The 26,355-nt window shown below is 63.8% G+C and carries 28 protein-coding genes; 11 read left to right on the forward strand and 17 right to left on the reverse strand.

Annotated elements, in window-relative coordinates:
• Positions 1-51 precede the first annotated feature (51 nt).
• Together AC0L3X_RS15550 and AC0L3X_RS15555 are read left to right on the forward strand one after the other, a co-directional pair.
• On the forward strand, positions 52-459 hold the full coding sequence (locus tag AC0L3X_RS15550; RefSeq protein WP_187387985.1) for a hypothetical protein: 408 nt from the start codon (positions 52-54) through the stop codon (positions 457-459).
• A 179-nt stretch (positions 460-638) separates the two neighbouring features.
• A complete protein-coding gene (locus AC0L3X_RS15555) occupies positions 639-1,448 on the forward strand; it encodes an ABC transporter substrate-binding protein (protein ID WP_063981970.1) in 810 nt (269 codons plus the stop codon).
• On the opposite strand, the gene AC0L3X_RS15560 is transcribed toward AC0L3X_RS15555, so the two are convergent.
• From AC0L3X_RS15560 to pstS, 3 genes are all read right to left on the reverse strand, one after another.
• Entirely contained in the window at positions 1,422-2,120 is a 699-nt protein-coding gene (locus tag AC0L3X_RS15560) for an ABC transporter permease (RefSeq protein WP_063981971.1), read from the reverse strand. The two genes, AC0L3X_RS15555 and AC0L3X_RS15560, sit on opposite strands and share 27 nt — an antisense overlap.
• Entirely contained in the window at positions 2,117-2,485 is a 369-nt protein-coding gene (gene arsC / locus AC0L3X_RS15565; RefSeq protein ID WP_063981972.1) for an arsenate reductase (glutaredoxin), read from the reverse strand. The genes AC0L3X_RS15560 and arsC overlap by 4 nt, the downstream gene beginning before the upstream one ends.
• 182 nt (positions 2,486-2,667) lie before the next feature.
• Complete coding sequence (gene pstS, locus AC0L3X_RS15570; RefSeq protein WP_187387986.1) at positions 2,668-3,723, reverse strand: phosphate ABC transporter substrate-binding protein PstS; 1,056 nt, start codon at positions 3,721-3,723, stop codon at positions 2,668-2,670.
• Between the two features lie 244 nt (positions 3,724-3,967).
• Here pstS and AC0L3X_RS15575 point away from each other — a divergent pair, with 244 nt between their 5' ends.
• The 4 genes from AC0L3X_RS15575 to AC0L3X_RS15590 all read left to right on the forward strand — a co-directional run bounded on the left by AC0L3X_RS15575 (position 3,968) and on the right by AC0L3X_RS15590 (position 8,242).
• Positions 3,968-4,879 carry a 3-hydroxybutyryl-CoA dehydrogenase gene (locus AC0L3X_RS15575; RefSeq protein WP_354102673.1) on the forward strand — a complete coding sequence of 304 codons (912 nt, stop codon included), beginning with the start codon at positions 3,968-3,970 and terminating at the stop codon, positions 4,877-4,879.
• A 135-nt stretch (positions 4,880-5,014) separates the two neighbouring features.
• Complete coding sequence (locus AC0L3X_RS15580) at positions 5,015-5,479, forward strand: group III truncated hemoglobin (RefSeq protein ID WP_063981973.1); 465 nt, start codon at positions 5,015-5,017, stop codon at positions 5,477-5,479.
• A 264-nt stretch (positions 5,480-5,743) separates the two neighbouring features.
• On the forward strand, positions 5,744-6,397 hold the full coding sequence (locus tag AC0L3X_RS15585) for a QcrA and Rieske domain-containing protein (protein WP_063981974.1): 654 nt from the start codon (positions 5,744-5,746) through the stop codon (positions 6,395-6,397).
• Positions 6,398-6,514: 117 nt separating this feature from the next.
• Positions 6,515-8,242 carry a methanol/ethanol family PQQ-dependent dehydrogenase gene (locus tag AC0L3X_RS15590; protein ID WP_231142740.1) on the forward strand — a complete coding sequence of 576 codons (1,728 nt, stop codon included), beginning with the start codon at positions 6,515-6,517 and terminating at the stop codon, positions 8,240-8,242.
• Positions 8,243-8,462: 220 nt separating this feature from the next.
• Here AC0L3X_RS15590 and AC0L3X_RS15595 read toward each other — a convergent pair whose 3' ends face one another.
• From AC0L3X_RS15595 to xoxF5, 7 genes are all read right to left on the reverse strand, one after another.
• A complete protein-coding gene (locus AC0L3X_RS15595; RefSeq protein ID WP_028151274.1) occupies positions 8,463-8,723 on the reverse strand; it encodes a hypothetical protein in 261 nt (86 codons plus the stop codon).
• 55 nt (positions 8,724-8,778) lie between these two features.
• Positions 8,779-11,091: a xanthine dehydrogenase family protein molybdopterin-binding subunit gene (locus tag AC0L3X_RS15600; RefSeq protein WP_063981976.1), complete on the reverse strand. Its 2,313-nt coding sequence runs from the start codon at positions 11,089-11,091 to the stop codon at positions 8,779-8,781.
• Position 11,092: 1 nt separating this feature from the next.
• The gene (locus AC0L3X_RS15605) at positions 11,093-11,545 is read right to left on the reverse strand and encodes a (2Fe-2S)-binding protein (protein ID WP_014493612.1); all 453 of its coding nucleotides are present in this window, start codon (positions 11,543-11,545) and stop codon (positions 11,093-11,095) included.
• Between the two features lie 649 nt (positions 11,546-12,194).
• Positions 12,195-12,758 carry an S-(hydroxymethyl)glutathione synthase gene (gene gfa, locus AC0L3X_RS15610; protein ID WP_063981977.1) on the reverse strand — a complete coding sequence of 188 codons (564 nt, stop codon included), beginning with the start codon at positions 12,756-12,758 and terminating at the stop codon, positions 12,195-12,197.
• A gap of 33 nt (positions 12,759-12,791) precedes the next feature.
• A complete protein-coding gene (locus AC0L3X_RS15615) occupies positions 12,792-13,901 on the reverse strand; it encodes an S-(hydroxymethyl)glutathione dehydrogenase/class III alcohol dehydrogenase (protein ID WP_014493614.1) in 1,110 nt (369 codons plus the stop codon).
• 57 nt (positions 13,902-13,958) lie between these two features.
• Positions 13,959-14,480 (reverse strand): c-type cytochrome, methanol metabolism-related, encoded by a 522-nt coding sequence (locus tag AC0L3X_RS15620; protein WP_084795040.1) that lies wholly within the window; start codon positions 14,478-14,480, stop codon positions 13,959-13,961.
• Between the two features lie 81 nt (positions 14,481-14,561).
• Complete coding sequence (xoxF5, locus tag AC0L3X_RS15625; RefSeq protein WP_063981978.1) at positions 14,562-16,373, reverse strand: lanthanide-dependent methanol dehydrogenase XoxF5; 1,812 nt, start codon at positions 16,371-16,373, stop codon at positions 14,562-14,564.
• Positions 16,374-16,886: 513 nt separating this feature from the next.
• Here xoxF5 and AC0L3X_RS15630 point away from each other — a divergent pair.
• Positions 16,887-17,855 (forward strand): helix-turn-helix domain-containing protein, encoded by a 969-nt coding sequence (locus AC0L3X_RS15630; protein WP_014493617.1) that lies wholly within the window; start codon positions 16,887-16,889, stop codon positions 17,853-17,855.
• 40 nt (positions 17,856-17,895) lie between these two features.
• On the opposite strand, the gene AC0L3X_RS15635 is transcribed toward AC0L3X_RS15630, so the two are convergent.
• From AC0L3X_RS15635 to AC0L3X_RS15660, 6 genes are all read right to left on the reverse strand, one after another.
• Positions 17,896-18,321, reverse strand: a complete 426-nt coding sequence (locus AC0L3X_RS15635; protein WP_063981979.1) for a hypothetical protein — start codon at positions 18,319-18,321, stop codon at positions 17,896-17,898.
• Between the two features lie 134 nt (positions 18,322-18,455).
• Positions 18,456-19,445 carry a Bug family tripartite tricarboxylate transporter substrate binding protein gene (locus tag AC0L3X_RS15640; protein WP_063981980.1) on the reverse strand — a complete coding sequence of 330 codons (990 nt, stop codon included), beginning with the start codon at positions 19,443-19,445 and terminating at the stop codon, positions 18,456-18,458.
• Between the two features lie 100 nt (positions 19,446-19,545).
• Positions 19,546-20,535 (reverse strand): FUSC family protein, encoded by a 990-nt coding sequence (locus AC0L3X_RS15645; RefSeq protein WP_231142734.1) that lies wholly within the window; start codon positions 20,533-20,535, stop codon positions 19,546-19,548.
• Positions 20,536-20,794: 259 nt separating this feature from the next.
• Positions 20,795-21,724, reverse strand: a complete 930-nt coding sequence (locus tag AC0L3X_RS15650) for a substrate-binding periplasmic protein (protein ID WP_063981982.1) — start codon at positions 21,722-21,724, stop codon at positions 20,795-20,797.
• Entirely contained in the window at positions 21,721-22,077 is a 357-nt protein-coding gene (locus AC0L3X_RS15655) for a c-type cytochrome (protein WP_063981983.1), read from the reverse strand. Before AC0L3X_RS15655 ends, AC0L3X_RS15650 begins: the two co-directional genes overlap by 4 nt.
• Before the next feature lie 10 nt (positions 22,078-22,087).
• On the reverse strand, positions 22,088-23,752 hold the full coding sequence (locus tag AC0L3X_RS15660) for a methanol/ethanol family PQQ-dependent dehydrogenase (protein ID WP_063981984.1): 1,665 nt from the start codon (positions 23,750-23,752) through the stop codon (positions 22,088-22,090).
• A gap of 339 nt (positions 23,753-24,091) precedes the next feature.
• On the opposite strand from AC0L3X_RS15660, the gene AC0L3X_RS15665 reads away from it, so the two are divergent.
• The 4 genes from AC0L3X_RS15665 (at position 24,092) to AC0L3X_RS15680 (ending at position 25,997) form a co-directional block, all read left to right on the forward strand.
• Positions 24,092-24,484, forward strand: a complete 393-nt coding sequence (locus AC0L3X_RS15665; RefSeq protein ID WP_063981985.1) for an EF-hand domain-containing protein — start codon at positions 24,092-24,094, stop codon at positions 24,482-24,484.
• Between the two features lie 171 nt (positions 24,485-24,655).
• Positions 24,656-24,736: a pyrroloquinoline quinone precursor peptide PqqA gene (gene pqqA / locus AC0L3X_RS15670; RefSeq protein WP_012029362.1), complete on the forward strand. Its 81-nt coding sequence runs from the start codon at positions 24,656-24,658 to the stop codon at positions 24,734-24,736.
• A 24-nt stretch (positions 24,737-24,760) separates the two neighbouring features.
• On the forward strand, positions 24,761-25,663 hold the full coding sequence (locus AC0L3X_RS15675; protein WP_063981986.1) for a hypothetical protein: 903 nt from the start codon (positions 24,761-24,763) through the stop codon (positions 25,661-25,663).
• A gap of 124 nt (positions 25,664-25,787) precedes the next feature.
• Positions 25,788-25,997 carry a hypothetical protein gene (locus AC0L3X_RS15680; RefSeq protein ID WP_014493627.1) on the forward strand — a complete coding sequence of 70 codons (210 nt, stop codon included), beginning with the start codon at positions 25,788-25,790 and terminating at the stop codon, positions 25,995-25,997.
• A 10-nt stretch (positions 25,998-26,007) separates the two neighbouring features.
• Here the strand turns inward: AC0L3X_RS15680 and AC0L3X_RS15685 are convergent, their stop codons facing one another.
• Complete coding sequence (locus tag AC0L3X_RS15685) at positions 26,008-26,355, reverse strand: hypothetical protein (RefSeq protein ID WP_187387988.1); 348 nt, start codon at positions 26,353-26,355, stop codon at positions 26,008-26,010.

The raw sequence follows: 26,355 nt of genomic DNA on the forward strand, positions 1-26,355 counted from the left end.
TGCAAAAAACTGCCCCGGCCGTCACATCGATGTCAATGTAGGTGGGACCAATTGCAGAACATCCGTGCGTCCACCGCGCGGGAAAGGGCAACGCGACTGCCGTGTCGGATGCGACAATGCACCACCGCCGGGTTGCGAGCGGTCGCGCCTAGGATGGGCGGGACAGCAACGCAAAGCACGCGCATGTCCGATCCTCCCGACGACAGGATCGTTCCGATCCGCTCGTTGCAAGGCGCCCGGCTCGACGAGCGCTTTGACGCAACGCTTGCGGACCTCGAGGCGCGCCGCGATGAGCTCGTGCAAATCATCTCGCGTCTCACCGACGGCTTGAGCGTGATCGATCAGGCCGCCGCTGGCGGATCAGCCCAGTCGGCGCGCGATCTGCTCGATCTGCTGGCCACGGTCAAAGCCCAGCTGAACGAGGTGACGGCCATCATCGAAAAGCTGCGGTCGTCCTGAAGCTCCGGCGACAAGCTTTGGGTTGCCTGGCAAGAGCAGTGGATGAAGGAGCCGGACCCGCAGGGCTACCGCAACGTCATGCGGTACTGCCCCGGCCGTTGATCCTGCGCCGAACGTCGGACTTCCCTGCGCCATCCTTCCCGCCTAAGTTCAAACGTCTGGGGAGTGAGGACAACGCAATGAGAAAGCTTGCCGCCATCGCAGCGGTTCTGTTCTGGTCGACATGCGCATTCGCGCAGGATCGCACCATCACCGTGGCCTCGACGACGTCGACGGAACAGTCGGGCCTGTTTGGTTACCTGCTGCCGTTGTTCTCGAAGGCGGAGGGCATCGAGGTGAAGGTCGTTGCCGTCGGCACCGGCCAGGCGCTCGATATCGGGCGGCGCGGCGACGCCGACGTGGTGTTCGTGCATGACAGGCCGGCCGAGGACAAGTTCATGTCCGAGGGGCAGGGCGTGAAGCGCTTCGATGTCATGTACAATGACTTCATCATCGTTGGTCCGAAGAGCGATCCCGCAAAGATCGCCGGCGGCAAGGACGTCACGGATGCGCTGCGCAAGATCGCGGCGGCAAAGGCAACCTTCATTTCGCGCGGCGACAAGTCCGGCACGCATGCGGCCGAGCTGAGATTGTGGAAGGAGGCGGGCGTCGATATCGGCGGCGGCAAGGACAGCTGGTATCGCGAGATCGGCCAGGGCATGGGTCCGGCGCTGAACATGGCCTCGTCGTCGAACGCCTATCTCCTGTCGGACCGTGGCACCTGGCTGTCGTTCAAGAACCGGGGCGAGCTTGCCGTCCTGACCGAGGGCGACAAGCGGCTGTTCAACCAGTATGGCGTCATGCTGGTGAATCCGGCGACGCATGCGAACGTGAAGGCGAAGGACGGACAGGCCTTCATCGACTGGCTGGTCTCGCCGAAGGGGCAGGATGCGATCGCCGGCTACAAGGTCGGCGGCGAGCAGCTATTTTTCCCCAACGCGTCCCACTAGCAGGAAGGCGACGGTCGACACCGCCACGCTGAGCGCGAGCAGGATCAGCCCGAGCCCGAGTGCCAGCGGCAGGTCGCCCTTGCTGGTCTCCAGTGCGATCGCCGTCGTCATCGTGCGCGTGAAGCCGCGGATGTTGCCACCGACGATGATGATGGCGCCGACCTCGGCGATCGCGCGTCCGAAAGCCGCGAGAAAGGCCGTCAGCAGCGACGTTCGGCCGAGCGCGAACAGCAAGCCGATGCTGCGCAGTATCGATAGTCCGTCGATCCGCGCGAGGTCGCCATACTCGGCCCAGAGCAGGCTTGCCGGCCGGTGCACCAGCGCGACCACGATCGGGGTCGCGAGCAGGGTCTGCGCGATCACCATGGCGGTCGGCGTGAACAACAGTCCGGCTGCTCCGAGCGGGCCGGACCGCGACAGCAGAAGATAGAGCGCAAGCCCGACCACGACCGGCGGAAGGCCGAGCAACGCATTGGTCAATACGATGACGACCTGTCGCCCGCGGAATCGGGTGATCGCGAGCAGGGCCCCGAAGGGCGCGCCGATCAGCAGCGCGACGATGCCGGCGGTGAGGCTGACACGAACCGACAGCGCGACGATGCCGAGCAGCTCGGCGTCGGCCTCGCCGATCAGCGTGAGCGCGGCGCCGATGGATCGCGCGAAATCGTTCATCCGGCCGGACGCTGTTGCGCCGGCAGGAGATCAAGCACCAGATCCGAAGGGCGGCAAAGCCTGACGCCGTTCGGGGTCACCACGATCGGCCTGTTGATCAGGATCGGATGTACCATCATCGCTTCGAGCCGCTGGTCATCCGCCAGTGCCGGGTTGTCGAGCCCGAGCTCCGTATCGGGCGCCGCCTTTTCGCGGACCGCCTCGCGCACCGAAATCCCCATGCGCGCGAGCTGCTGCAACAAGGTACGCGAAGGTGGCGTCTTCAAATATTCGACCGCGTGCGGCTCGATGCCGGCACTCCTGATTGTGGCAAGCGCGCTGCGCGACGTGCCGCAATCGGGATTGTGGTAGATGATCACGTCCATTCGAAAGCCCCCGGGCCTGGACCTTCGCGCGTTCTCGCCGCTGCGAGCCGGCAACAGGCCTTCCGCGGGACTAAATCACGATTCACGGCGAGATTTCCAGAAGGATCGCGGTCGCGTGGCTGGCACTGGGAACGTGGATGCCCGGGACAGGCCCGGGCATGACGGCCGCTCGTTTCCAAGCTTCAGCGCTTGACGTTAGCCGAGGCCGAGACCGTGGGGTTTGTCTCGATGCTCTGCTGCCAATAGCGTTCGATCTGGTTGACCAGGGCAGGCGGAAGCGGCACGTAATTGAGCGTCTCGGCCTGGGCCTTTCCGTTCTCCAACGACCAGCGGATGAAGTCGATGGCCGCTGCCGATCGTTCCTCGGATTTCGGCGCCTTCGGCATCAGTACGAACGTCGTGGCCGTGATCGGGTAGGCGTCTTCGCCGGGCGCGTTGGTGAGCACGAGGTGGAAATCCTTCTCCGCCTTCCAGTCCGCACTCGAGGCCGCTGCCTGGAACGATGCGGCGTCGGGGACGACGAAATTTCCGGCGCTGTTCTGCACGACGCCAAATGAGATTCTATCTAGCCGTTGCAGCGCGTAAGTGTATTCGAGATAGCCGATCGAACCGGGCACGAGGCTGACGAGCGAGGCGACGCCGTCATTGCCCTTGCCGCCGAGACCAAGTGGCCACTCGACCGAGGTGCCTTCGCCCACGCTCGTCTTCCACTGCGTGCTGACCTTCGAGAGGTAGTTCGACCAGTTGAACGTCGTGCCGGATCCGTCGATGCGATGAACCACCGTGATCGCAGTGTTCGGCAGCCTGATGTCGGGGTTGATCGCGCGAATGGCCGGATCGTTCCATGATTTCAGCTTGCCGAGATAGATGTCGGCGAGCATCTGGCCGGTGAAGCGGATCTGGCCGGGTTTGACTCCATCGATATTGACGACCGGTACGACGCCCCCGATCACGATCGGGAATTGCATCATGCCGAGCCTCTCCAGTTCCTTGGGATCAAACGGCATGTCGCTTGCGCCGAAGTCGACGGCCTCTTTCTTGATCAGGCCGACGCCGATGCTCGAGCCGACCGCCTGATAGCTGACGGTGTTGCCGGTCTTCGTCTTGTATGCGTCGATCCATTTCGCCATCACGGGCGAAACGAAGGTTGAGCCGGCTCCCTTGGTCTCGGCCGCCAGGCTTTGCGTGGCGACGAGCAGAGCGGTGAAGAGTACGGGGAGAGTTAGGTGCTTCATCATAGGGCCGAGCCTAGCAGGCCGGGCGCGAGGCAGATGTGGCCTGTGTCACAAAGACGTCTTGGCCAGCTGCTCGCTGGCGCGCCCCTCGCCCCCTGCAGCGGCCGGGCAAAATGCGAACAAATCAGCTCGCCGGGGCATCAAATCGCACCTCTCCGCGGCGGAAGAGCGGCTTTATTCCCGCCCGGGATGCTTTAAGGAGAGGCAGGATCAGGTCGCACCCGCCCGGTGGCGGTGCTAGACCCTGATGCAGGAACAATGGGGCCGGGCCGTCTGGCACGCCCGCAAGGATGAAGGATACGAGGCAATGATCAACACGGTTGGCATCATCGGGGCAGGGACCATGGGGAACGGCATCGCGCAGATTTGTGCCGCGGCCGGGCTCTCGGTCGTGATGGTCGACATCTCCGATGCGGCGGTGAACCGCGGGCTGTCGACCGTCGGCGGTAGCCTCGAGCGCCTGGTCAAGAAGGAGAAGATGTCGGCTGCCGATCGCGAGGCGGCTCTCAAGCGCATCACCGGCACCACCGATCGCGCGAAGCTCGCCGATTGCGACCTCGTTATCGAGGCCGCGACCGAGAACGAGGAGCTCAAGGTCAAGATCCTGAAGGACCTCTGCGCCACGCTGTCGCCGCGCACGCTGCTCGCGACCAACACCTCCTCGATCTCGATCACGAAGCTTGCCGCCGCAACCGATCGTCCCGATCGCTTCATCGGCATGCACTTCTTCAACCCGGCGCCGGTGATGGCGCTGCTGGAACTCATCCGCGGCCTGCAGACCTCCGACGACACCCACGCCAAGGCGCTGGATTTCGCCAAGCGGGTCGGCAAGGTGGCGATCACGGCCAAGAACAGCCCCGGCTTCGCCGTCAATCGCATCCTGTGCCCGATGATCAACGAGGCGATCTTTGCGCTCCAGGAAGGGATCGCGACCGCCGAGGAGATCGATGCCGGCATGAAGCTCGGCTGCAACCATCCGATCGGGCCGCTGGCGCTCGCCGATCTCGTCGGGCTCGACACCATGCTCTCGGTGATGGAGGTCTTCTATAAGGGCTTCAATGACCCCAAATATCGTCCGGCCCCCTTGCTCAAGGAAATGGTCGATGCCGGCCATCTCGGCCGCAAGACCGGCCAGGGCTTCTACACTTACGGTGCCTGATGGCGCCGGCGGCGGGTGCCCAGCATCCGCCGCCCGATCCCCGCAATTTGCGCTGCGACAAAGACGCCGCGCGCAATTGGCCCGACAATGTCGAACGGGCGGCCCGCGGGAACAAATGAACGGATAACGAAGGACATGTCGGATCGACTGAAGGCCGAGCGCGAGGCGGCGGCCGCGCGGCGGAACCTGCTGACCCAGGATGCGATCGAGCGCACCGGGATCACCGAGGAGATGATCGGGGAGCTCGTCACCCGCTTCTACGGACGCGTGCGCGAGGATGCGCTGCTGGGGCCGGTCTTTGCGATCGTGCAGAATTGGGACGAGCATCTCGCCAAACTCAAGGATTTCTGGTCGTCGGTCGTGCTGATGAGCGGCCGCTACCATGGTTCGCCGATGCGGGCGCATGTGCCGCTCAGCCTGGTCGGCGATCATTTCGACCGCTGGCTCGATCTGTTCGAGCAGACCGCGCGCGAGGTCTGTCCGCCGCCGGCGGCCGCGCTCTTCATCGACAAGGCGCGACGCATCGCCGACAGTTTTGAGATGGCGTCGGCGACCATCGCCGGCCGTATCGCTGCGCCGCGTCACGTGCTCCGGTCCTGACGACAGCAAATCTGCCTGTAAAACGTGCAGTTGTGTCGCTCTGAGGTTGCGCTGCGCGGCTAATAACGCGTTGCACCAATTCCCGCATCATCGGTCTGATCTGCAAAATCATCATGCCGATCGCGCGACGCGACGTTGCAATTGCAAATATGCGCTGGAACGCATTCATTTGCGTTCAACCAAAGCGAGCAAAGACACATTGATGCGCTGCGGCGCCAACTCTCCGCCTTTTTTTCGGCAGAGTTCCAGCGCCTGCTAACGTGCATGTCGCGCGCATCATTCAACACCACTCCCTCATCGTCCGAGAGCACCGCGGAGTCTGAAGTCGACGCGGGTACAGAACAGACGCGGCGAACGCTGCTGCTTGGCGCGCTCGCCACGACCGCCTGCCTTGGTTGTTCCACGCAGACGCGCGCGGGCGAGGATCCGCCAGGCTCCGATGAACGTCCGCAGAAGGGTGATCTGCTCGTCTTCTCCGAAGGCGACCAGGAGGGAAAGCTCATCACTGCGGCCGATCTCCCGGCCGGTGGACCGCCGGTCCATGCGTGGCCGAAGGATCCCAACACATCGGTGGTGCGCAGCGCATCGCGCCTCAACGAAATCCTGATCATCCGGCTCGATCCCGCCGAGCTCGACGAGAAGACCCGCGCGCGGGCCGTCGATGGCATCCTGGCCTATTCGGCGATCTGCTCGCATGCAGGCTGTCCCGTCACTGCCTGGGTCAAGAGCGATGTCGGCGACAAGGACGTGTTCAAGTGCATGTGTCACAACTCCGAATACGATCCCCGCGAGGGCGCGCAGGTCGTGTTCGGACCGGCGCCGCGGCGGCTTGCCGCGCTGCCGCTCGCGCTCGCTGACGGTTCGCTCAGCGTCGCCGGCAACTTCATCGGAAAGGTAGGTGGCGTGCAGCCAGGATGACGGACGGTGCGGGTTGTGCCCGCGTCACGAGAGGCCGCATCCGCCGATGGGCGGACGACGGGACGAACGACAAGAATGCAAAACAAGAATTCAAACGGATGAAAAAGGGGAACGTTCATGACCAGGAAGCAATGGTTACTGTCCGGCTTCGTCGCCTTCACGTGCCTTGTCTCGACCGTCGCCGTCGCCGGCCCGATCGAGAACTACGCGCCGGTCACCCAGCAGCGGCTGGAAAATCCGGAACCCGGCAACTGGATGCTCTATCGGCGCACCTATGACGGACAGGGCTACAGCCCGCTCGACCAGATCAACACCTCGAACGTCAAGAATCTCACACCGGTCTGGACCTTTGCCACCGGCGTGGTCGAAGGCCACGAGGCGCCGCCGATCGTCAACAATGGCGTGATGTTCGTAACGACCCCGATGGGGCAGGTGATCGCGCTGAACGCGAAGACCGGCGACGAATATTGGCGCTACAAGCGGCAGCTTCCCGACGACCTCTTTCAGCTGCATCCGACCAACCGCGGCGTCGGTCTCTGGGAGGACAAGCTTTATCTCGCCACCACCGACGACCATGTCGTCGCGCTCGACGCCAAGACCGGCAAGGTGGTGTGGGACACCAAGGTGCAGGACTACAAGAAGGGCCAGTACATGACCCTGATGCCGCTTGTCGTCGAGGGCAAGGTCATCGTCGGAGGCTCCGGCGGTGAACTCGGCGTGCGCGGTTACGTCGCCGCATACGATGCCAAGGACGGCAAGGAGTTGTGGCGCACCTTCACCATCCCCGGCGAGGGCGAGCCCGGTCACGATACCTGGCAGGGCGACGACTGGAAGACCGGCGGTGGCTCCGCCTGGATGACCGGCAATTACGACAAGGACACCAAGACGATCTATTGGGGCGTCGGTAACGCCGCGCCATGGCCTGGCGAGACGCATCCCGGCGACAATCTCTACACCTCCTCGGTGCTCGCGCTCGATCCCAGCAATGGGAAGATCAAGACCTACCACCAGTACCACCAGAACGATTCCTGGGACTGGGACGAGGTCGAAGCACCGATCCTGGTCGACCTGCAACGCGACGGTCGCACCATCAAGAGCCTGATCCATCCGGGCCGCGACGCGATCTTCTGGGTGCTCGAGCGCACCCCGACCAAGATCAACTACGTCGCAGGCTGGCCCTTCGTCGCGACCGATGTCTGGAAGGGCATCGACGCCGAGAGCGGCAAGCCGATCGTCGATCCTGCGCACAAGCCGGTCATCGGCAAGCGGGTCGAGTTCTGTCCGTCGCTGTGGGGTGGCAAGGACTGGCCGTCGGCGGCCTACAGCCAGAGGACCGGCCTCGTCTACGTGCCCGCCAACGAGAATTTCTGCGGCGGCTTCACCGGAGAGAAGGTTCCGCTCAAGGCGGGCGAACTCTGGCTCGGCACCAAGCCGGAGGACATCGGCCTAACGACGAAGCCCGGCGCCGATCATTTCGGCGAACTCCAGGCTTGGGATCCCGCCACCGGCAAGAAGGTGTGGCAGCACAATTTCCCGAAATCGCAGTTGTTCGGTTCGGTAACGGCGACGGCAGGCGATCTCGTCTTCGTCGGCGGCACCAACGACCGCAACTTCCGCGCCTTCCACGCCAAGACCGGCGAACTCTTGTGGGAGCAGAAGACCAACTCCGGCATCATGGGCATGCCGGTGTCCTATGAGATCGACGGCACGCAATACATCTCGATCCAGTCGGGGTGGGGCGTGGACGCGCAACGCATCCAGGATGCGCTCGCGACCAACAATATCGGCATCGAATCCAATGTGCCGCAGGGCGGCGTGATCTGGGTGTTCGCGCTGAAGAAATAAGCTCCGCGGGCGAATCGAAGGAAGCGGAGCGTCAGGGGGCAAATGCGGCGGACGGCGCGTCCGCCGCATTTTGCGTGTGCGGTGCTCGCGCCACGAACCCGTCATGCCCGGGCTTGTCCCGGGCATCCACGTTCTTCGTGCCGCGGCAGAGGTCGTGGATGGCCGGGACAAGCCCGGCCATGACGGCGAGCGGCGGTTTGTGGGCGCAGGCGCTGGACCGCTACTTCCCCTGCCGATCAACCTTGTCCTTTTCCTTCTGGTTCATCTCCTGAACCTTCGGATCGGAGCTGGTCTGCCCGGTGGTCTGTGTGGTCGAAGGCGGCGGGGCTCCGGCGTTGGGAAGCGAGTTCTGCTCCGGCGCGGTGGGGCGCGTGGCGGTGGTCGGCGGGGTGGTGTTGCTTTGAGCGAACGCAGCCGTGGTCGTCATGAAAAAGGCGCCCGACAGCAACGAGACTGCGAGCGCCTTTGAGATGTTGGTCATCGATCTGCTCCTGTCAGATCGATGGAAACGGCGCGAGGCCGCTCAATGTTCCGCCTTAAGCCTCCAATTGCTTACCGAGCGGAAGGCTGCGGATACGCTTTCCGGTCGCGGCGAAGATCGCGTTCGTCAGCGCGGGTGCGAACGGCGGAACACCGGGCTCGCCGACGCCGCTCGGCGGCGTGTCGGGTCCGGGCGGGACGATGTAGACGTTGGTTACAAGAGGAGATTCATCCATCCTGAGGACCTGGAAGTCGTCGAAGTTCTTCTGCTCCACCTTGCCGTCCTTGAAGGTGATCGCGCCGTATTTGGCGACGCTCAGCCCCATGATCGCCGCGCCCTCCATCTGCGAGGCGATGCGCTCGGGATTGACATAAGTGCCGCAGTCGATCGCGGTGTCGACCCGCGGCACCGTCAGCTTGCCCTTCTCGTCGACGGCCACCTCGACGATGGTCGCGATGTAGCTGACGAAGCTGCGGTGCACGGCAATGCCGAGGCCATGGCCTTTCGGTACCTGACGGCCCCATTCGCCCTTCTCGGCGACCAGCTCGACCACCTTGCGGAGACGCGCGGTGTCGATCGGGTAGCTGTCATAGGGCTCGCCGTAGTTCCACATGTCCTTCACCGCCGGCTTGACGATGCGGGGACTGCCGATCAGCGCGAGCAACGTCTCCTTCTGGTCGCGCCCGGTCGCCTGCGCGATCTCGCCGACCATCGACTGCACCGCAAAGGCCCGCGGGATGTTCGAGACCGAACGGAACCAGCCGATGCGGGTGAACGCCGCGGCTTCCGGGTTCTCGCAGGAGATGTTGGCGATCTCGAACGGCATGTCGACGAGGCCCATGCCGAGCTCGAAGGGTGCCTGGTGGTTTGCACCCGCGGCGAAGGTCGAGGCGATGCTCGGGGCCACGCTGCGGTGGCGCCAGGCGATCACCTTGCCGTTCTTGTCGAGCCCTGCCTCGATCCGCTCGACCGAGACGGTGTGCAGGAAGTCGTGACGGACGTCGTCCTCGCGCGTCCATTGCACCTTCACCGGCGCGCCGAGCTCCTTCGACAGCAGCGCGGCCTCGAGCGCGAAGTCGCATTTCGACTTGCGGCCGAAACCGCCGCCGAGCAGCGTGACATTCACCGTGACGTTGTCCTCGGGAATGCCGAGCGTCTTGGCGACGTCCTCGCGGGTGCCGCCGGGACTCTGCACCGGCGCCCAGATCTCCGCTTTGTCACCCTTGACGTCGGCGACCGCCACCGGCGGCTCCATGCTGACATGGGCGAGGTGCGGCAGATAGTATTCGCCGACGACGACCTTGTCGGCGCTCTTCAGCGCAGCGTCTGCGTCACCCTCCTGGCGTACGACGAGGCCCGGTTTGCGCGAGGCTTCCTCGAGCTCCTTGCGATAGGCGACCGAGTCGTATTTGCCGTTGGCGCCGTCGTCCCAGGTCAGCTTCAGCGCGTCACGGCCCTTGATCGCCGCGCCGGTGTTGCGCGCGATCACCGCGACGCCGCCGAGCGGCTGGAATTTCGACGGCCACGGCCAGCCGCGCACCTGCATCACCTTCTCGACGCCGGGGACCTTCAGCGCCGCGTCCGGATCGAACGAGACCAGCTTGCCGCCGGTCACCGGCGGGCGTGCGATGACCGCATATTTCATGCCTGGCAGGCGTACGTCGGCGCCGTAGCGCGCCTTGCCGGTGGTGATGTCGTGGAGATCGACGATGCTGATCTGGCCCTTGCCGAGATAACGGAAGTCCTTGGGGTCCTTCAGCTTGAGGCCTTCGATGCTCGGCACCGATTCTTTGGCTGCGTCCGCGGCGAGTTCGCCGAAGCCGAGCTTGCGGCCGCTGGCGCTGTGGACGACCTCGTGGTTGACGGCCTTGACCTCGGTCGCCGGCACGCCCCAGCGCTTGGCCGCGGCCTGCTCCAGCATGGTGCGGGCGGAGGCACCGATCTGGCGCATCGGGATCAGATAATGCCGCGTGCTGCGGGAGCCATCGGTGTCCTGGTTGCCGAACTTGACCTCGTCGCCATGGGCCTGCTGCACTTTGACCCTGGACCAGTCAGCCTCCATCTCCTCGGCGACGATCAGCGGAAGGCTGGTGCGCACGCCGGTGCCCATTTCGGCACGATGGGCGAGGATGGTGACGGTGCCGTCGGGCGCAACCGCGACGAAGACGCGGGGATCGACCACGACGCCGTGCGGCATCTTGCCGGCGCCGGTCTCGTAGGCAAACGCCTGGCGCGACATCACGGGGGCGGCGAGCACGAAGCCGCCGGTGATGCCGAGCCCCTTCAGGATGCTGCGGCGCGAGACCTTCTCGACCCGAATGTTCTTCTCGAAGCCACGAAGCTTCCCGGGTTTATCGATGAAATTCATGTCACACTCCCGTCGATGCGAGATGGACTGCGTTCTCGATGCGCTGGTAGCAGCCGCAACGGCAGATGTTGCCGGCCATCGCTTCGCGGATCTGGTCGTGTGACGGCTTGGGATTCTCCATCAACAGCGCGGCGGCCTGCATGATCTGGCCAGCCTGGCAGAAGCCGCATTGGGGCACGTTGACCTGGCGCCAGGCCTTCTGGACGGGGTGGTCGCCGTTCGGATGCAGCCCTTCGATGGTGGTCACCTCGCGCCCGGCGACGTCGTTGATCGACGTGATGCAGGAACGCACGGCCTCCTTGTCGACGATGACGGTGCAGGCGCCGCACAGGGCCTGGCCGCAGCCGAACTTGGTGCCGGTCAGGCCGGCCTCGTCACGCAAGAACCAGAGTAGCGGGAGATCCGGGTCGCCGTCCCAGCTCTGTTCCTGGCCGTTGATCTTCACCTTGATCATGATGGTCCCTCGCTCTTCATAAGCTTGTCGATTGAACATTGCCGACACAGGTCGGCGCACTGCCCGTTTCGTCGTGTCGTCGCATCCCGGCCTGTTCTCCTGCGCGGGCAGATCCCGGCAGCAAGCAGGAATGCGAATCGTGATGTCCGGATGTGCTCGATACCTCCCGTCTTATTCTTGATTGATTGAATTCGCGCGGCATCGTGACGACGCGACCGTAGCAGAGACCGCGCCGGCCCGGCGTTCACAGCCGGGTGTTGTTGAAGGGAAAAGTTGCAACGAAGGTTTGTCAAAAGCAGGGCGCGGCATCACGCCCCTGCGCCTGCGAAATGTGCACGACGAAAAAAGCTTCGTCCGGCAGAGACTGCGCGGACGAAGCAGGATGCCTCAGTCGAGGGAGGGAGAACGCAGCGGCGCGGACTTCGAGGGGGAAGTGGGCGGCACTGCGCAGTCATTCAGAGACCAGGACTGAGGAGCTCATCTGAGGAGCTCATGGCGCTCGCGTCTGCCTCGTGCGATGCGGCGGCATCGCAGCGATTTGGTCGAGGGCCGGACCGTCCGGCTCGCTGGCGATGGTCGGGGCCAGCGAGCGGACGGGCACGGCGAAGGTCTGACGGCCTTGTTCAGGCGGCCTTGTCAGGCAGCCTTGTCAGGCAGCCTTGGCTTTCGCCACGTGGGTCGCGATCGCGTCCATCAGCGCCGGCGATAGGCAGTCATAGGGCTCGAGCCCGATTTCCTTCAGCCGCGAGCGGATGCCTGCCATCTGTTCCGGCTTCACGCCGGATTCAATCACGGAGGAGACGAAGGCGGCGAATTGCGGCGCCTGCGAGCCCTGCTCCTGGAACAGCTCGGGATGGATGAAGTCGAGGCCGTAGAACGGATGGCCCTTGTTCTCGATGCGGCCGTACATGTGGGTGCCGCAAGCCTTGCAGGCGTGCCGCTGGATCACCGCCGAGGGATCGACGATCTGGAGCTTGTCGCCGTTCTCGGTCACGCTGACGTTCTGGCGCGGCACCACGGCGACCACCGAGAAATTCGCGCCTTGCGGCTTCCAGCACTTGGTGCAGCCGCAGGCGTGGTTGTGGGCGACGTCGCCCTTCACGGCGACCTTGACCGGGTGGTCCGTGCATTTGCAAACCAGTGTGCCGCCGGCAAAGCTGCCGCTGCCCTGTTTGACGCCGTTATCGATCGAGGGATGGAGTGCAACAGTCATGGGTCGATCCTCCTTGGGTGTGACGCTTTCGAGCTAGAACACAACGACTGAACGGATGGATTTGCCCTCGTGCATGAGGTCAAAACCCTTGTTGATCTCCTCGAGCTTGAGCACGTGGGTGATCATCGGATCGATCTGGATCTTTCCGTTCATGTACCAGTCGACGATCTTGGGCACGTCGGTGCGGCCGCGCGCGCCGCCGAAGGCCGTGCCGCGCCAGTTGCGCCCGGTGACGAGCTGGAACGGGCGGGTGGCGATCTCCTTGCCGGATTCGGCAACGCCGATGATGATCGAGGTGCCCCAGCCGCGATGGCAGGCTTCCAGCGCCTGGCGCATCACGGTGGTGTTGCCGGTGCAATCGAAGGTGTAGTCGGCACCACCGTCGGTCAGGTTGACCAGATGCGCGACGATGTCGCCGGTGATCTTCTTGGGGTTGACGAACTCGGTCATGCCGAACCGGCGGCCCCAATCCTCCTTGGAGTCGTTGATGTCGACGCCGATGATCTTGTCGGCGCCGGCCATCTTGGCGCCCTGGATCACGTTGAGGCCGATGCCGCCGAGGCCGAACACGACCACGTTGGAGCCCGGCGTGACCTTGGCGGTGTTGACGACGGCGCCGACGCCGGTGGTGACGCCGCAGCCGATGTAGCAGCTCTTGTCGAACGGCGCGTCCTCGCGGATCTTGGCGACGGCGATCTCCGGCAGCACGGTGAAGTTCGAGAAGGTCGAGCAGCCCATGTAGTGGTAGACCGGCTTGCCCTTGTAGGAGAAGCGGCTGGTGCCATCAGGCATCACGCCCTTGCCCTGCGTCGCGCGAATCGCGGTGCAGAGATTGGTCTTCTGGCTCAGGCAGCTTTTGCACTGCCGGCACTCCGGCGTGTAGAGCGGGATGACGTGGTCGCCCGGTTTCACCGAGGTCACGCCCGGTCCGATCTCGCGGATGATACCGGCGCCCTCATGACCCAGGATCGACGGGAAGATTCCTTCGCTGTCGAAGCCGTCGAGCGTGTAGGCGTCGGTATGGCAGATGCCCGTCGCCTTGATCTCGACCAGGACTTCGCCGGCCTTCGGTCCTTCCAGATCGACTTCGACGATCTCGAGTGGTTTCTTGGCTTCGAAAGCAACGGCGGCACGTGTCTTCATCGTAAACTCCTCAAATTCTCGCAGGACGCCACGAGGTGGTATCGGTCCTGGTAACCTTCATTTCTTGCCCATGCAGGCGTCTTCCGCCTTGGTGTAGGTCTCGTTCTTCTCATCCTTCTTGGAGGGACGTTGACGGCCCCACGCCTCGTCGGAGCGGGCGCGCAGATAGACGTAGAGATCGTCCATGTAGCAGGCGACGTTCGGGTTGTCGCCGAAGGCAGGCATGACGTTCTCCTGCGCGGTCGAGATGTTCTTGCGACCGGAGGCGACGACGCCGAGGAAGTCGCCGTAGCTCATGGTCTTGACCGAATCCTTCAACGCCGGTGCGTAGGTGGATCCCATGCCGTCGGGGCCATGGCAGACGTGGCAGTCGGAGTGATAGCGGCGATATCCGGAATAGGTGAACCAGTCCACGGTGCCGTCGGCCGAAATCTTGTAGGTCGGGTTTCCTTCCTTATCGAGCCACTTTCCGTCGTCTTCCTTCTTGACGGCGGCCGGGTCGCCCGGACCGTCCGCAACGGCAATTCCCCCCGAGGTCACGAAGATGGTCGCAGCGATGACAAAGCAGATTTTACGCAAGAGATGATCCTCGAAGGCGTTCGGTGGAGACGAGCCGGCGCGTGGAGTTGATCCACGCGCCGGAGCGACACGAAGGTGAGGCTAGTTCGCCGCTGGCAGCGAGAACACGGTCAGCGTACCGCCGAGTGCCGTGTAGTTGCTGAGAGCCGCGTAGCCACCGACTGCGCCGAGACCGGCGGTCGGATCGGTCAGACCAGCTGCCAGACCGATACCGGCCCAGCCGCCCACGCCGGAGAGCACTGCGACATACTGCTTGCCGCCGTTCTCATAGGTGGTGACGTTGCCGATGATGCCGGAGGGAGTCTTGAACTTGTAGAGCTCCTTACCGGTCTTGGCGTCGACCGCCTTCAGGTAGCCTTCGAGCGTGCCGTAGAACACCACGCCGCCGGCGGTTGCGAGCGCACCCGACCAGACCGAGAACTGCTCCTTGTTCGACCAGACGATCTTGCCGGTCTTGCCGTCCCAGGCGATGAAATTACCCATATGGGTTTCACCCTGCGGCGGATACATCGAGAGCGTCGCACCCACATAGGGCTGGCCCGCGGTGTAGCTCACCTTGAACGGCTCGTAGTCCATGCAGACGTGGTTGGTCGGAACGTAGAACAGCTGCGTGTCCGGCGAGTAGGCTGCCGGCTGCTCGTCCTTGGTACCGAGCGCGGCCGGGCAGATGCCCTTGGTGTTGTGATCCTCGCCGCCCTTTTCAGTCGAGGCCGCGTCGAGAACCTTCGGGCGGCCATAGGTCGGTGAGTTCTTGTCCATGTCGACGCCGGAGGTCCAGTTCACCTTCGGGTCGTATTTCTCGGCGACCAGCAGTTCGCCGGTGACACGATCCATCGTGTAGGCGAGGCCGTTGCGGTCGAAATGGGTCAGCAGCTTGCGCGGTTGGCCGTTGATCGACTGATCCGAGAGGATCATTTCGTTGACGCCGTCATAATCCCACTCATCGTGCGGCGTCATCTGGTAGACCCACTTGGCCACGCCGGTGTCGGCATTGCGGGCCCAGATCGTCATCGACCATTTGTTGTCGCCTGGACGTTGCTTCGGGTTCCAGGTCGAGGGATTGCCTGATCCGTAATAGATCAGGTTCAGCTCAGGATCAAAGGAGATCCAGCCCCAGGTGGCGCCGCCGCCAATCTTCCACTGATCGCCCTGCCAGGTCTTGAGGCTGGAGTCCTTGCCGACCGGCTTGCCGAGAGCGGTGGTCTTCTCGGCATCGACCAGGATTTGATCATCAGGCCCTCCCGAGTAACCGCGCCAAGCCAACTTGCCCGTTTTGAGATCGTAAGCCGTCATGTGAGCCTGGACGCCAAACTCGCCACCGGAAATGCCAACCAGGACCTTGTCCTTGACGACGAGCGCCGCAGAGGTTCCGGTCTCGCCCTTAGTGGGATCGCCGTTCTTCACAGACCAGGCGACCTGGCCGGTCTTGGCGTCGAGCGCAACCAGTGTGGTGTCAGCCTGATGCAGGATGATCTTGCCGTCGCCGTAAGACAGGCCGCGGTTGACCGTGTCGCAGCACATCACCGGGATGACGTTCGGATCCTGCTTCGGCTCGTACTTCCAGATGATCTTGTTCTCGTTGGAAAGGTCAAGAGCATAGACCTTGTTCGGGAACGGTGTATGGACGTACATCACGTTGCCGATGATCAGCGGGCCGCCTTCGTGGCCGCGCAGCACGCCGGTGGAGAAGGTCCAGGCGACCTGGAGCTTGCCTACGTTTTGTGCGTTGATCTGGTTCAGCTTGGAATAGCGGGTATTGGCGTAGTCGCCCGCCGGCATGACCCAGTCTTTGGGATTCTGCGACATCTTGATCAGCTCGTCATTGGCTGACGCGCTGCCGACGGCGAGCATCGCCGCGGAGCCAAGATAGGTCGCCATTAGCACCTTGCGCATAGTCATTCCTCCGTTGGTCTCGTTTATTGTTTCCGAAGCATTGCTTAATCACCGGGCTTCTCGTCCGGCGTCTGCTCGTGCAGGGCGGTCACGTTTGGGACCAGAAACGATGCTGTGCTGTTTCCTCCTCCGGATGAGAGCTACGGGTCCACGTGCAGGAGAGGCCCGTTTTTGTTGTTCCTGCCGCAATCCCTAACGACTTCGTCATCGGGAAACTTGCCCAAGAGGGAAGCCGGTTTGCTTGACAGCGCACGGACGCAAAGTTTTTGATTTTGCAGTAGCGAATTCAGCGGCTTCCGCGCGCCTTCGCGGCGCCTTCGGCGCTCAGGTTCCCCTTGACGGCGCTGCAACTAAGGCGGAGGATTAACCGTCAAGGGTGGCAATGGAACGATCGCGCTCGTTGCAAGAGACCGCTCAAATTCGAGGTAAACGTCACGCAATCATGGCTGAGGGCTCCAGCAGCGCTGGTTGCGATTCGCGTCGAATCTGCAGATGAAACCAGCGGCTGGATTAATGTCCGACACCATTCACACGCTCTCGACGACCGGCCTGACGCCGAAGCGGCAGATCCAGAGCTGGATCGACGGGCTGACAAGCCTGTGTGGGCATTTCGACGTCGATCCGCTCGAGGCGTCCTCGCTCGAGGGCCGCATCGACTACACGAGCGTCTCGCGCCTGAAGCTCTGCCAGATCGAGGTCAGCCAGCATCGCATCGCGCACACGCTGGCGCGCGCCAAGGCCAACGAACACCCGTACATCAAGATCCACTTCCAGACCTACGGCGTGTCCTATTTCGAGCAGGAAGGCCGCCACATCGAGCTGAACCCGGGCGACATCATCGCCTATGACGTCTCGTGTCCGCATTCCATCATCAGCCCCGCCTTCACCCGCCACGACGTGGTGATCGTGCCGAAGGCCTTGCTGCGCGACCGTGGATTCCCGTCGCAGCGGATGCCGGCCTGCAAATTGTCGGCGAAGACCGGGACGGGGAGGATCGCCCATGATTTCGTCCATGCCACCTTCGACGAGGCGGCCAAGCTGTCGGCGAACAGCGCGGTCGGTGTCGCCGATTCGCTGATCGACCTCTTGCTGTTGCCGTTGCGCGAAGCGGACACGATGTTCGATCGCGTCGGGCCCGAGGCAATGTACGTGCGCGCACAATTCTTCATCCGCGAGCACCTGCGCGATCCGGATCTGTGCATCGACCAGATCTCCGCCGAGCTCGGCTGCTCCAAGCGCTATCTGCACATGCTGTTCTCCGAGCGCGGCACCACGGTGAGCGACTACATCTGGCAGGCGCGCTTGCAGAATTGTCGCCAGGAGCTCGAGGCGCACGGCGGCAAGACCATCACCGATGTCGCCTTCTCCTGGGGCTTCTCCAGCTCATCGCATTTCAGCCGCGTGTTCCGGAAATATTTTGGCGTGGTGCCGTCCTCGATCCACAAGGCCCAGCAGGGCGCCGCGGCCTCGGGCGAGCATTAGGCGAGCGCCGCAGCCGACGCAGGCCGCGCGGCGATATCTCTCAGGCCGATATGGCGACGTAGGGAATGCTGGTCACGAGAGCGACCAGCAGCACCGCGTTGCCCAGCATGCCGCTCCAATGCAGCCGGCGCAGCCGGTGCGGGGCCTCAGCATCACCTGCGTCCCTCGCGCGGAGCTGGTCGTCGATCCGTTGCATGAACCAGCGGCGTCCCCAGATCGCCAGGGCCGCGAGCAGGCCGACGCCCATCGCGGCGACCAGGCGACCGTCGAGCAGGAAAGCCAGCGCCCCGATCACGCCGGCGACGCGCATCACCAGAAAATGGGCGTTGAACATCCCACGCAATAGCTGGGCGACGGGCTGGATATCGAGCTTCACCAGCAGGAAGGCGGGCGAGGCCAGCGTGAAGTAGCCCATCGGAAAGAGCAGAGTGATCATGACGGCAACGGCGACGCCATCCGGTGTCATGCGATCGGCCTTTCTTGTCCGCCGGTGAGGGGGCCGGCACCGGCGCACAATCATAGCGGGAAAATGCGCTTCCGACACTAGGCTTTGGTCGGATGCCGGGCTCCGATGGGACAGCCCCGTGCGCCGCGGAAGGTTCAGGCCGGCTCGAGGCCGAGCGACCGCGCGCTCTCGATCCAGATCGGCAACTCGTGCTGATACAGGGCATTGGTCTCCTTGAAGCCGATGGCCGGCTCGAGCACGAAGGTCGCGAGAACCTCCTTCACCTTCGGATCGCTGTTGGCGGCGACGCAGAGCGCCGCCAGGCGGTCGACCACCGGCTGCGGCGTCGCCTTCGGCACGGCCCAGCCGGAGAAGCCGCTCACGGTGAAGAATTTCGACGTTGCGCCCTGCTCCGGGAGGGTCTTGATGGCTGGGATCGCGTCGACCTTCTTCGAATGCACGGCGAACACGGTGCCACGGTCGCTTTGCAGGACGGACTGCGCCGCCGTGTAGCTGCCCATTGCGGCATCGAGCGTGCCTTCCAGCATCCCCGTCCACATCGGCGCTTCGCCGCGGTAGTGAACCGGCTCGATGGAAAGACCGTACTGCTTGTTGAGCTCGTTGATCGTCATGTGCGGGGCCGAGCCCGCGCTATAGGTGCCGAAGTTGACCTTGCCGCTCTTGCGCGCGAAGGCGACGAAATCCTCCAGCGTCTTGACCCCGGTCTTGGGGTTTGCGACCAGCAACAGGCCGGCGCCCGGAATGACGCTGACCAGCGTCAGATCCTTGTCCATGTCGTAGCCGGGATTCTTCATCACGACCCGGTTCATGATGTAGGTGGTCGAGATCGAGCACAGGATGGTGTGGCCGTCGGGCTCGGCGCGGGCGACCTCTGCGGTGCCGATCGCGCCGGAGGCGCCGGGCTTGTTCTCGACCACGACGGTCTTACCGACCTGCTTGGAGATGAATTCGCCATAGGCGCGCGCGAGCAAAGCGGTCTGTCCGCCGGCGGGATAGCTGCAAATCATGCGGATCTGCCGCGAGGGCCAACTGCCTTGCGCCGAGGCGCCGCGCGCGACGAAGGGCATCGCGATTGCACTGGTACCGGCGGCGATGAAGTGGCGGCGATCGAATTTTGCGGGCATGATTCCCTCCTGATTTTTGCCGACCCTACTGCATCAGGCTGGGGTGGTAGGCGAGACAGATTGGCGCATTCGACAAGGCCGCGCGGTGCCCATTTGCGCGTCATCCGGGCGATCGGGTCTTCCGCATCACCCGCAGCCAGACGATCTCGGTCAGGGCCACCGCAATCAGGCCGAACGTGCCGCCGATCAGCACGTTGACGATGCGCTCCTCGGCGATGCCGCTGGCGCCGCCGGCAAAGGATGCGGCGAGCGCGATGAAGCAGCAGCGCAGGCCGAAGCCGACGATGTAGCGGGAGAACGAGATCAGGGTGAGGGTGGCCGCGAGAATCGCGATGGCGTAGCCGACGCGGCTTTGCGGCAGTGCAAGGCCCGCGAGAAAGCCGAGCGGCGCGCCGATGAAGGCGCCGATCGCCCGCTGCTTCAGCTTGCCGGTGGACGCCGTGAGGTCGCCGACCACGACGCTTGCGGCCGACCACATCACCCATTGCCCCTGCGCGAGGTTGAAGATCTCGACCAGGGCGGCTGCGGCAAAGACCGCCATAGCGGTTGCCGCGGCGGGCAGAAACCAGTCGGTCGCGGGCGGTCCGAACGAGGTCGCGGCATTGCCGCGCTGCCGCTGGTCGTAAATCTGGATCGCGCAGACGAGCGCCAGCGCGATCGGAGAGGAGGCGATGACCACGCCGGCATGACGTATCGCTTCCTCGGCGCTCACGCCCTCCCGCACCTCGCAGGCGAGATAGACGGCGGGGATGAAAACCCAATTGCCGAGCGTGCGGAAATGTTCGCCATAGCGCGTTCCCGCCACCGCAAGGAAGCCGGCGAGCGCCGTCAGCACCACGAATAGCGGCTTGACCGGAGCTGCAAGGAAAAGCGCGGCAAAGGTGACGAGGATGGCGAGATAATGCCACGCGACGACTTTTGGCGGAAAGTGCTGCCTGAGCGCCGGAATCAGCAGCGAGACCGCGACGAGCCCCAGGTTCAGCAGCGCCGTCTCGCGCGAGATGAAATAGGCGGCGACCATCGGACCGACGACGATCAGCGCGCGCAGCAGTTCGCTGGTCTTGACTTCGCGGGAGAGGAGATCACGCAAGTTGGTGGCGGAGGGAGTCGTGGGGGGATTCACGGGGCACCAAAGGGGCGAACGAAACACGATGCATACCACGGAAATGTGGTCGGCACTTTGGCGTGTGGAGCGACGGTCGCGCCACACCCTCGCTGTCATCGCCCGGCTTGACCAGGCGATCCAGTATTCCAGAGGCGCTTGCGATTGAATCGAGAGGCCGCAGCGTACTGGATGCCCCGCCTTCGCGGGGCATGACACCGGTGATGTGACGGCACGTGTGGCTACCTCACCGCTGAATGATCTTCGTCCAGACATCGCCGAGGATCGCAGGCTCGCGCGGTGGCAGATAGGTGAGGCCGGCCTGCTTGCCGAATTCGGCGATCTTGCCCTCGGCGGCAAGGCTGGTCAGCGTCTTGTTGACCGCGTCGATCAGTGCGCCGTCGCTGGCGAGCCCGACATAGCCGCGATTGGCGCCGATCGGATAATAATAGCCCGACGCGGTGATCGTCGTGTCGGGATGCGCGGCGCGGTGGGCATCGAAGCGGCCGAGGTCGATCAGCGTCGCGTCATAGTCGCCGCGCTGGAGCGCGCCGAGGAGATCGTCGCGGCCGGGGACGAGATGGGTGATGCTGTCGATCAGGCGGCCCTTTTCGAAGGTCATCAGGATGGCATCGCCCAGCGAGCCGCTCTCGATCGCAAGGCGAAGGCCGCCGAGATCGCCGATGTCGCCGATCTTGCGGCCCTGCGCTTTCGGCCCGAGTACCACCGTCATCGGCGAATAGACGTAAGGCTGGCTGGGCACAAGCACGCCGAGCGCGACGCGGCGGCGCCGGTCGTCGCGCGTGGCCCCGGCGAAGTCGGGCAAGCGTGCCGTCTTCATGCCGGGCTTGACGAGGGAATCCGTCGTCAACGCATAGCCGCCGACCAGCGAGCAGCGCCCATCGGAGAGCAAGGCGTTGGCCTCGAGCTGCGGGCTCGAATCCTCGTCCAGCTTGCTCTCGAACCACTGGATCTTCAGCGGCCGGCCGATCCGGTCCGCGATCGCCTGCGCCAGCAGCACGTCGAAGCCTGAATCCGGCTTGCCCTTGTGATGCACCGAGAGCGGAGGCCGGTCCTCATCGAGGCAAACCTTCAGCGGCTCCTCGGCCGCGCGCGAGGCGGTAGTCGCCGCCGCGAGGATCGCGGCAACGCTCCATGCGGCGAGCCAGGGTCTCATGGCTTTCTCCTGCTCGAGACGAAGGCCCAGAGATTGCCGATCTCGTCGTCGCTCAAAATGTCGGCCCAGGGCGGCATCTTGTTGTTCTTGCCGTTCTTCACCGTCGTGACGAAGCGCGTCTTGTCGTCGGGAAAGGCGCGCAGGTCCGGCGTGATGGTGCCAGAATTCATCATGTTGGGGCCGTGGCAGTGCGAGCATTTCGAAGTATAGGTCGACTTGCCATAGTCGATCTGTGCCTGCACGGGATTGCCGGTTGCATCGTCCGCGGCACGAACGGTCGCCGCAAGCGCGACCGTCAGCACCGCGACGGTGGCGATCGTCGCCACCGTCTTGTGAGATATGTCCTTCAGCATCGGGCCGTGGTTATTGCTTGACCGCAAAAACCCACAGCGAGCCGCCGGGCGGCACCTTGGCAAGCCGCTCGTCGCCGGAGAACAGCGAGTAGACGCCGCCATAGCCGGAGGTGACGGCAACGTACTGCACGCCATCCTGCTGCCAGGTCACCGGTTGTCCCTCGATGCCGGAACCGGTCTGGAACTGCCAGAGCTTCTTGCCGGTGTCGGCGTCGAAGGCCTCGAACTCGCCTGTCAGTGCGCCCGAGAACACGATGCCGCCTGCGGTCGACAGCACGCCCGAGAAGCGCGGGATGTCGCTTGGCGCTTCCCACTTGGCCTTGCCGGTCATGGGATCGATCGCCTTCAGATGACCGCGCGGGCCGTCACCCCACTCCCAGAGGTCGGTGAGGTCCATGCCGAGATACCATTCGCCCTGCTTGAAGGTGACGGGCTCGGTCTTGTACCTGCCGCCGAAGGCGAGCGTGTTGGCATAGGCCAATCCGGTCTGCGGATTGAACGACATCGGCTCCCAGTTCTTGCCGCCGAGGATCGACGGATAGACGGTGACCTTCTTACCGTCGCGCGCGTCCTTCGAGACGTCGGTCTCGATCGGCTTGCCGGTCTTCATGTCGATGCCGGTTGCCCAATTCACCTTCACGTAAGGATTGGCCGCGAGCAGCTTTCCGTTGGTGCGGTCGAGCACATAGAAGAAGCCGTTGCGGTTGGCGTCCATCAGCACCTTGGTCGGCTTGCCCTCGACATTCATGTCGGCGAGGACCATCTCGGCCACCGAGTCATAGTCGAACGGATTGTTCGGCGAGAACTGGTAGTGCCACTTGATCTTGCCGGTCTTGGGATCCATCGCCAGCACGGAGCAGGTGTAGAGGTTGTCGCCGGGACGCACCGCCGAGTTGAACGGTCCGGGATTGCCGATGCCCCAATAGACCGTGTTGAGCTCGGGATCGTAGGACCCGGTGATCCAGGTCGAGCCGCCGCCGAGCTTCCAGGTGTCGCCCTTCCAGGTGTCGCCGCCGGGCTCGTCCGGCGAGGGGATCGAATGGGTACGCCAGAGATGCTTGCCCGTCGCCGGGTCCCAGCCGTCGATGAAGCCGCGGGTGCCGAACTCGGCGCCGGAGATGCCGGTGATGACGACACCGTCGGCGACCAGCGGCGCCACCGTCATCGAATAGCCTTCCTTGATGTCGGCCGCCTTCTGCCGCCACAGCTCCTTGCCGTCCTTGGCATCGAGCGCGATCACGTTGGCGTCGAGCGTGGTACGGAAGACCTTGCCGTCATAGAGCGCGGCGCCGCGGTTGATGATGCCGCAGCAGACGATGCGCGGCGTCTCGGTGGGATACTCGACCTTGGATTTCCAGATCTGCTTGCCGGTCTTGGCGTCGACCGCCATGGTGGCGTTGTGCGAGGTCACGTAGATCACGCCCTGGTACACCAGCGGCTGCGATTCCTCGCTGCGATCGTCGTTGAAACTGTAGTTCCAGACCGGGACGAGATTCTTGACGGTGTCCTTGTTGACCTGGTTCAGCGTCGAGAAGCGCTGCAGATTGTAGCCCATCCCGTAATTGAGAACGTTCGATGTATCGGTCGCACCCTTGACCAGCTGCTCGGTGGTCTGGGCGTTTGCACACGTCGATGCAAGCATGACGAGGCTCGCGGCCATCGCAAAGCGTTTCATCCGTTCCTCCCAATATGCGCGCCTTTTGACGCTGCGGCAGCAACACTCCGCCCGAACGCAAAACACGTCAATACGAAAGTGGTAAGTGCGTCGCCGATATGTTGGATGCCAGATGCCGGTCACCTGACAGAAACCTGACAACCCACTTTCACTTGTGCGCAGACGCTGAAAAAATTCCGTGGCATGAAGCGGAGGCGGCTTCGGCCGCTCTGCTCGGGCCGTCGGGTTCCGCGAGTTGTGCAGTGCGCAGGTTGCAATTCCGGACTTGAACCGGGGCTCGCTTGTAGACTTATGTCGTTTCGATCCCCTGCGAATCGGGGGGCTGGTCAGGAGGGTTTGATGATTTCACGTCGCTCAGTTGCGCTTGCGCTCACGATTGCAGTGCTGTCCGGTCCAGCTTGGGCTGCTTCCGGCAACGCCGTAAAGATGTTCGACACCGACAATGACGGCACGCTCGATCTCGCCGAGGTGAAGAAGGCGGCCGCCGCGCTGTTCGCAAAGCTCGATCCCGATCACGACGGCACGCTTGACGCGCGCGAATTGCGCGGACGGTTAACGGCGAAGGAACTCGCCGCCGCCGATCCCGATCGCGACGGGACTCTCACGCTCGACGAATATCTCGCGGTGGTGGAGCAGCGCTTCAACGCAGCGAATCCCGACAAGGACGGAACGCTGGATGCGAAGGAGCTGAACTCGCGCGCCGGCCGCGCGCTGCTGCGCTTGTTGCGGTGAGAGACGCGGCGCTTGACTGGGAGCGAAGGCGATTTGCCCGAGAGGGAAATTCGCGAGCATAATGCGACAGTTCGCTGTGTTTGCGCTTCGATTCCAGGCTTGCGCTGCACCTGACGCAGCCCTAGGTTTTGCCCCGCGCGATGTCGCGCTCAATACCCTTGGGAGACCCGAATGGCTTGGAAAGCTCCGAAGATCGTGGAAGTGCCGGTCGGCATGGAAATCAACATGTACGCCTGCGCTGCGCGCAAGTAAGACTGACGACCTGCCGCGGCTTCGATGGCGAACGCCGTCGAAGCCGTGGTAGTGTTCGCAATGCGCCTTGGAGCCCACACGATCTGGACGGCAATTGCGTTCGGTGTTGCGCTTGCACCGGCGTGTGTCAGTGCCGAAGAGAGCTTCGATACCGAGCACATCTTCGGCTTCATGATCGGCACCGACGTCGGCAATCCCGGCGAGCGCGAATTCCAGACTCAGACCACGGGACGCTTCGGCAAGGGCGGCACCTATCGCGCCCTCCAGCAGGAGGTCGAGATCGAAGTCGTGCCGCTGCCGAACTTCCGTATCGAGGTCGGCGGCACCGCCACGCTGCATGACATCACCGGCGTTCCCGATATCGACGACCGCCGCCAGTTCAATTTCCAGGGCGCCTCGCTCGACCTGCGTTACCGCCTGCTCGACCGCGGGCGCGCACCATTCGGATTGACTGTCGCCGCCGAACTCCATGGCGATCGCATCGACGAGACCAGCGGCGCGAAGGGGCGGATGTACGGCACCGATTTCACGCTCGCTTTCGACCGCGAGCTGGTCCCGAACTTCGTCATCGGCGCGCTCAATTTGATCTATCAGCCGGAATGGGCGCGCTTCGAGGTGGCAGGTCTGTCCGAGAAGAGTTCGACGATCGGGGCGGCGTTTGGCGGCTTGGTGCGCGTGCGCCCCAATTTTCTGCTCGGTGGGGAGATGCGCTACTTCCGCCAGTATGAGGGCATCGGCCTCGGTGAGCTCTCGGGGCAGGCGCTGTTTGTCGGTCCGACCGCCTATTTCCAGCTATCGGAGAAGTCGCGGCTCACCCTGAGCTGGAGCATGCAGGCCTGGGGCCGCCCGGCCGGATCGGGCGGCAATCTCGACCTCGTCAATTTCGAGCGTCATCAGGCGCGATTGGTGTTCGGGGTAAACTTCTAGGTGTTTGTTCCGCCTCTGCCCGCGCGCTGGGAGAGGGAACATCCCGTCCGTTCGAAACTTCCCGCTCCTCGGAACGTAATCTTTCGTGCTAATCTCGATTGTCCCCTTGCGACAGGATTCCGGCATGAACCCGATTGACCTGGTGGTGACTGTGTGTGCGGTGCTCTCGCCTGCGACCTGCGAGGAGCAGCATCTGGTGTTCAACTTTGCGGGGTCGCCGAGGCAATGCGTGATGGCTGCGCCGCCCTATATCGCGCAATGGGTCGGCGACCATCCGAAGTGGCAGGCGGTGCGGTGGCGCTGCGAATATCCGCACCCGAACGACAAGGCGTGAGCCGCCTTCGTTATTTCGAGCAGTCCTTCAGGTCTTTGTCGGCGATCGAGAACACCGCGTCCGCCTTGATCTCGATGTCGCGGACGATGCACTGCCGCGCATTGGGATAGCTGACCCTGGCGTCATAGCGGCCGGGTTCGACGCCGGTGATGCGCAGCCGCTCGTCGTGGTCGACCTCCTTGTCCTTGTCGTTCAGGCACTGGTTCGGGCCCCACTCGGTCTTGCCGGCGGGCGAGAGCTGGAAGCCGGAGATCGTCTCCGTCGTCAAATTCCAGAGCCGGATGCCCTTGCCCTTGCTTTGGGCGGCGGCTTCGCCGGCCAACGTCAACAACGCGATCAAAGCCAGAAACCAACGCAT

The sequence above is a fragment of the Bradyrhizobium sp. MI1.7 genome (genome assembly GCF_055811795.1).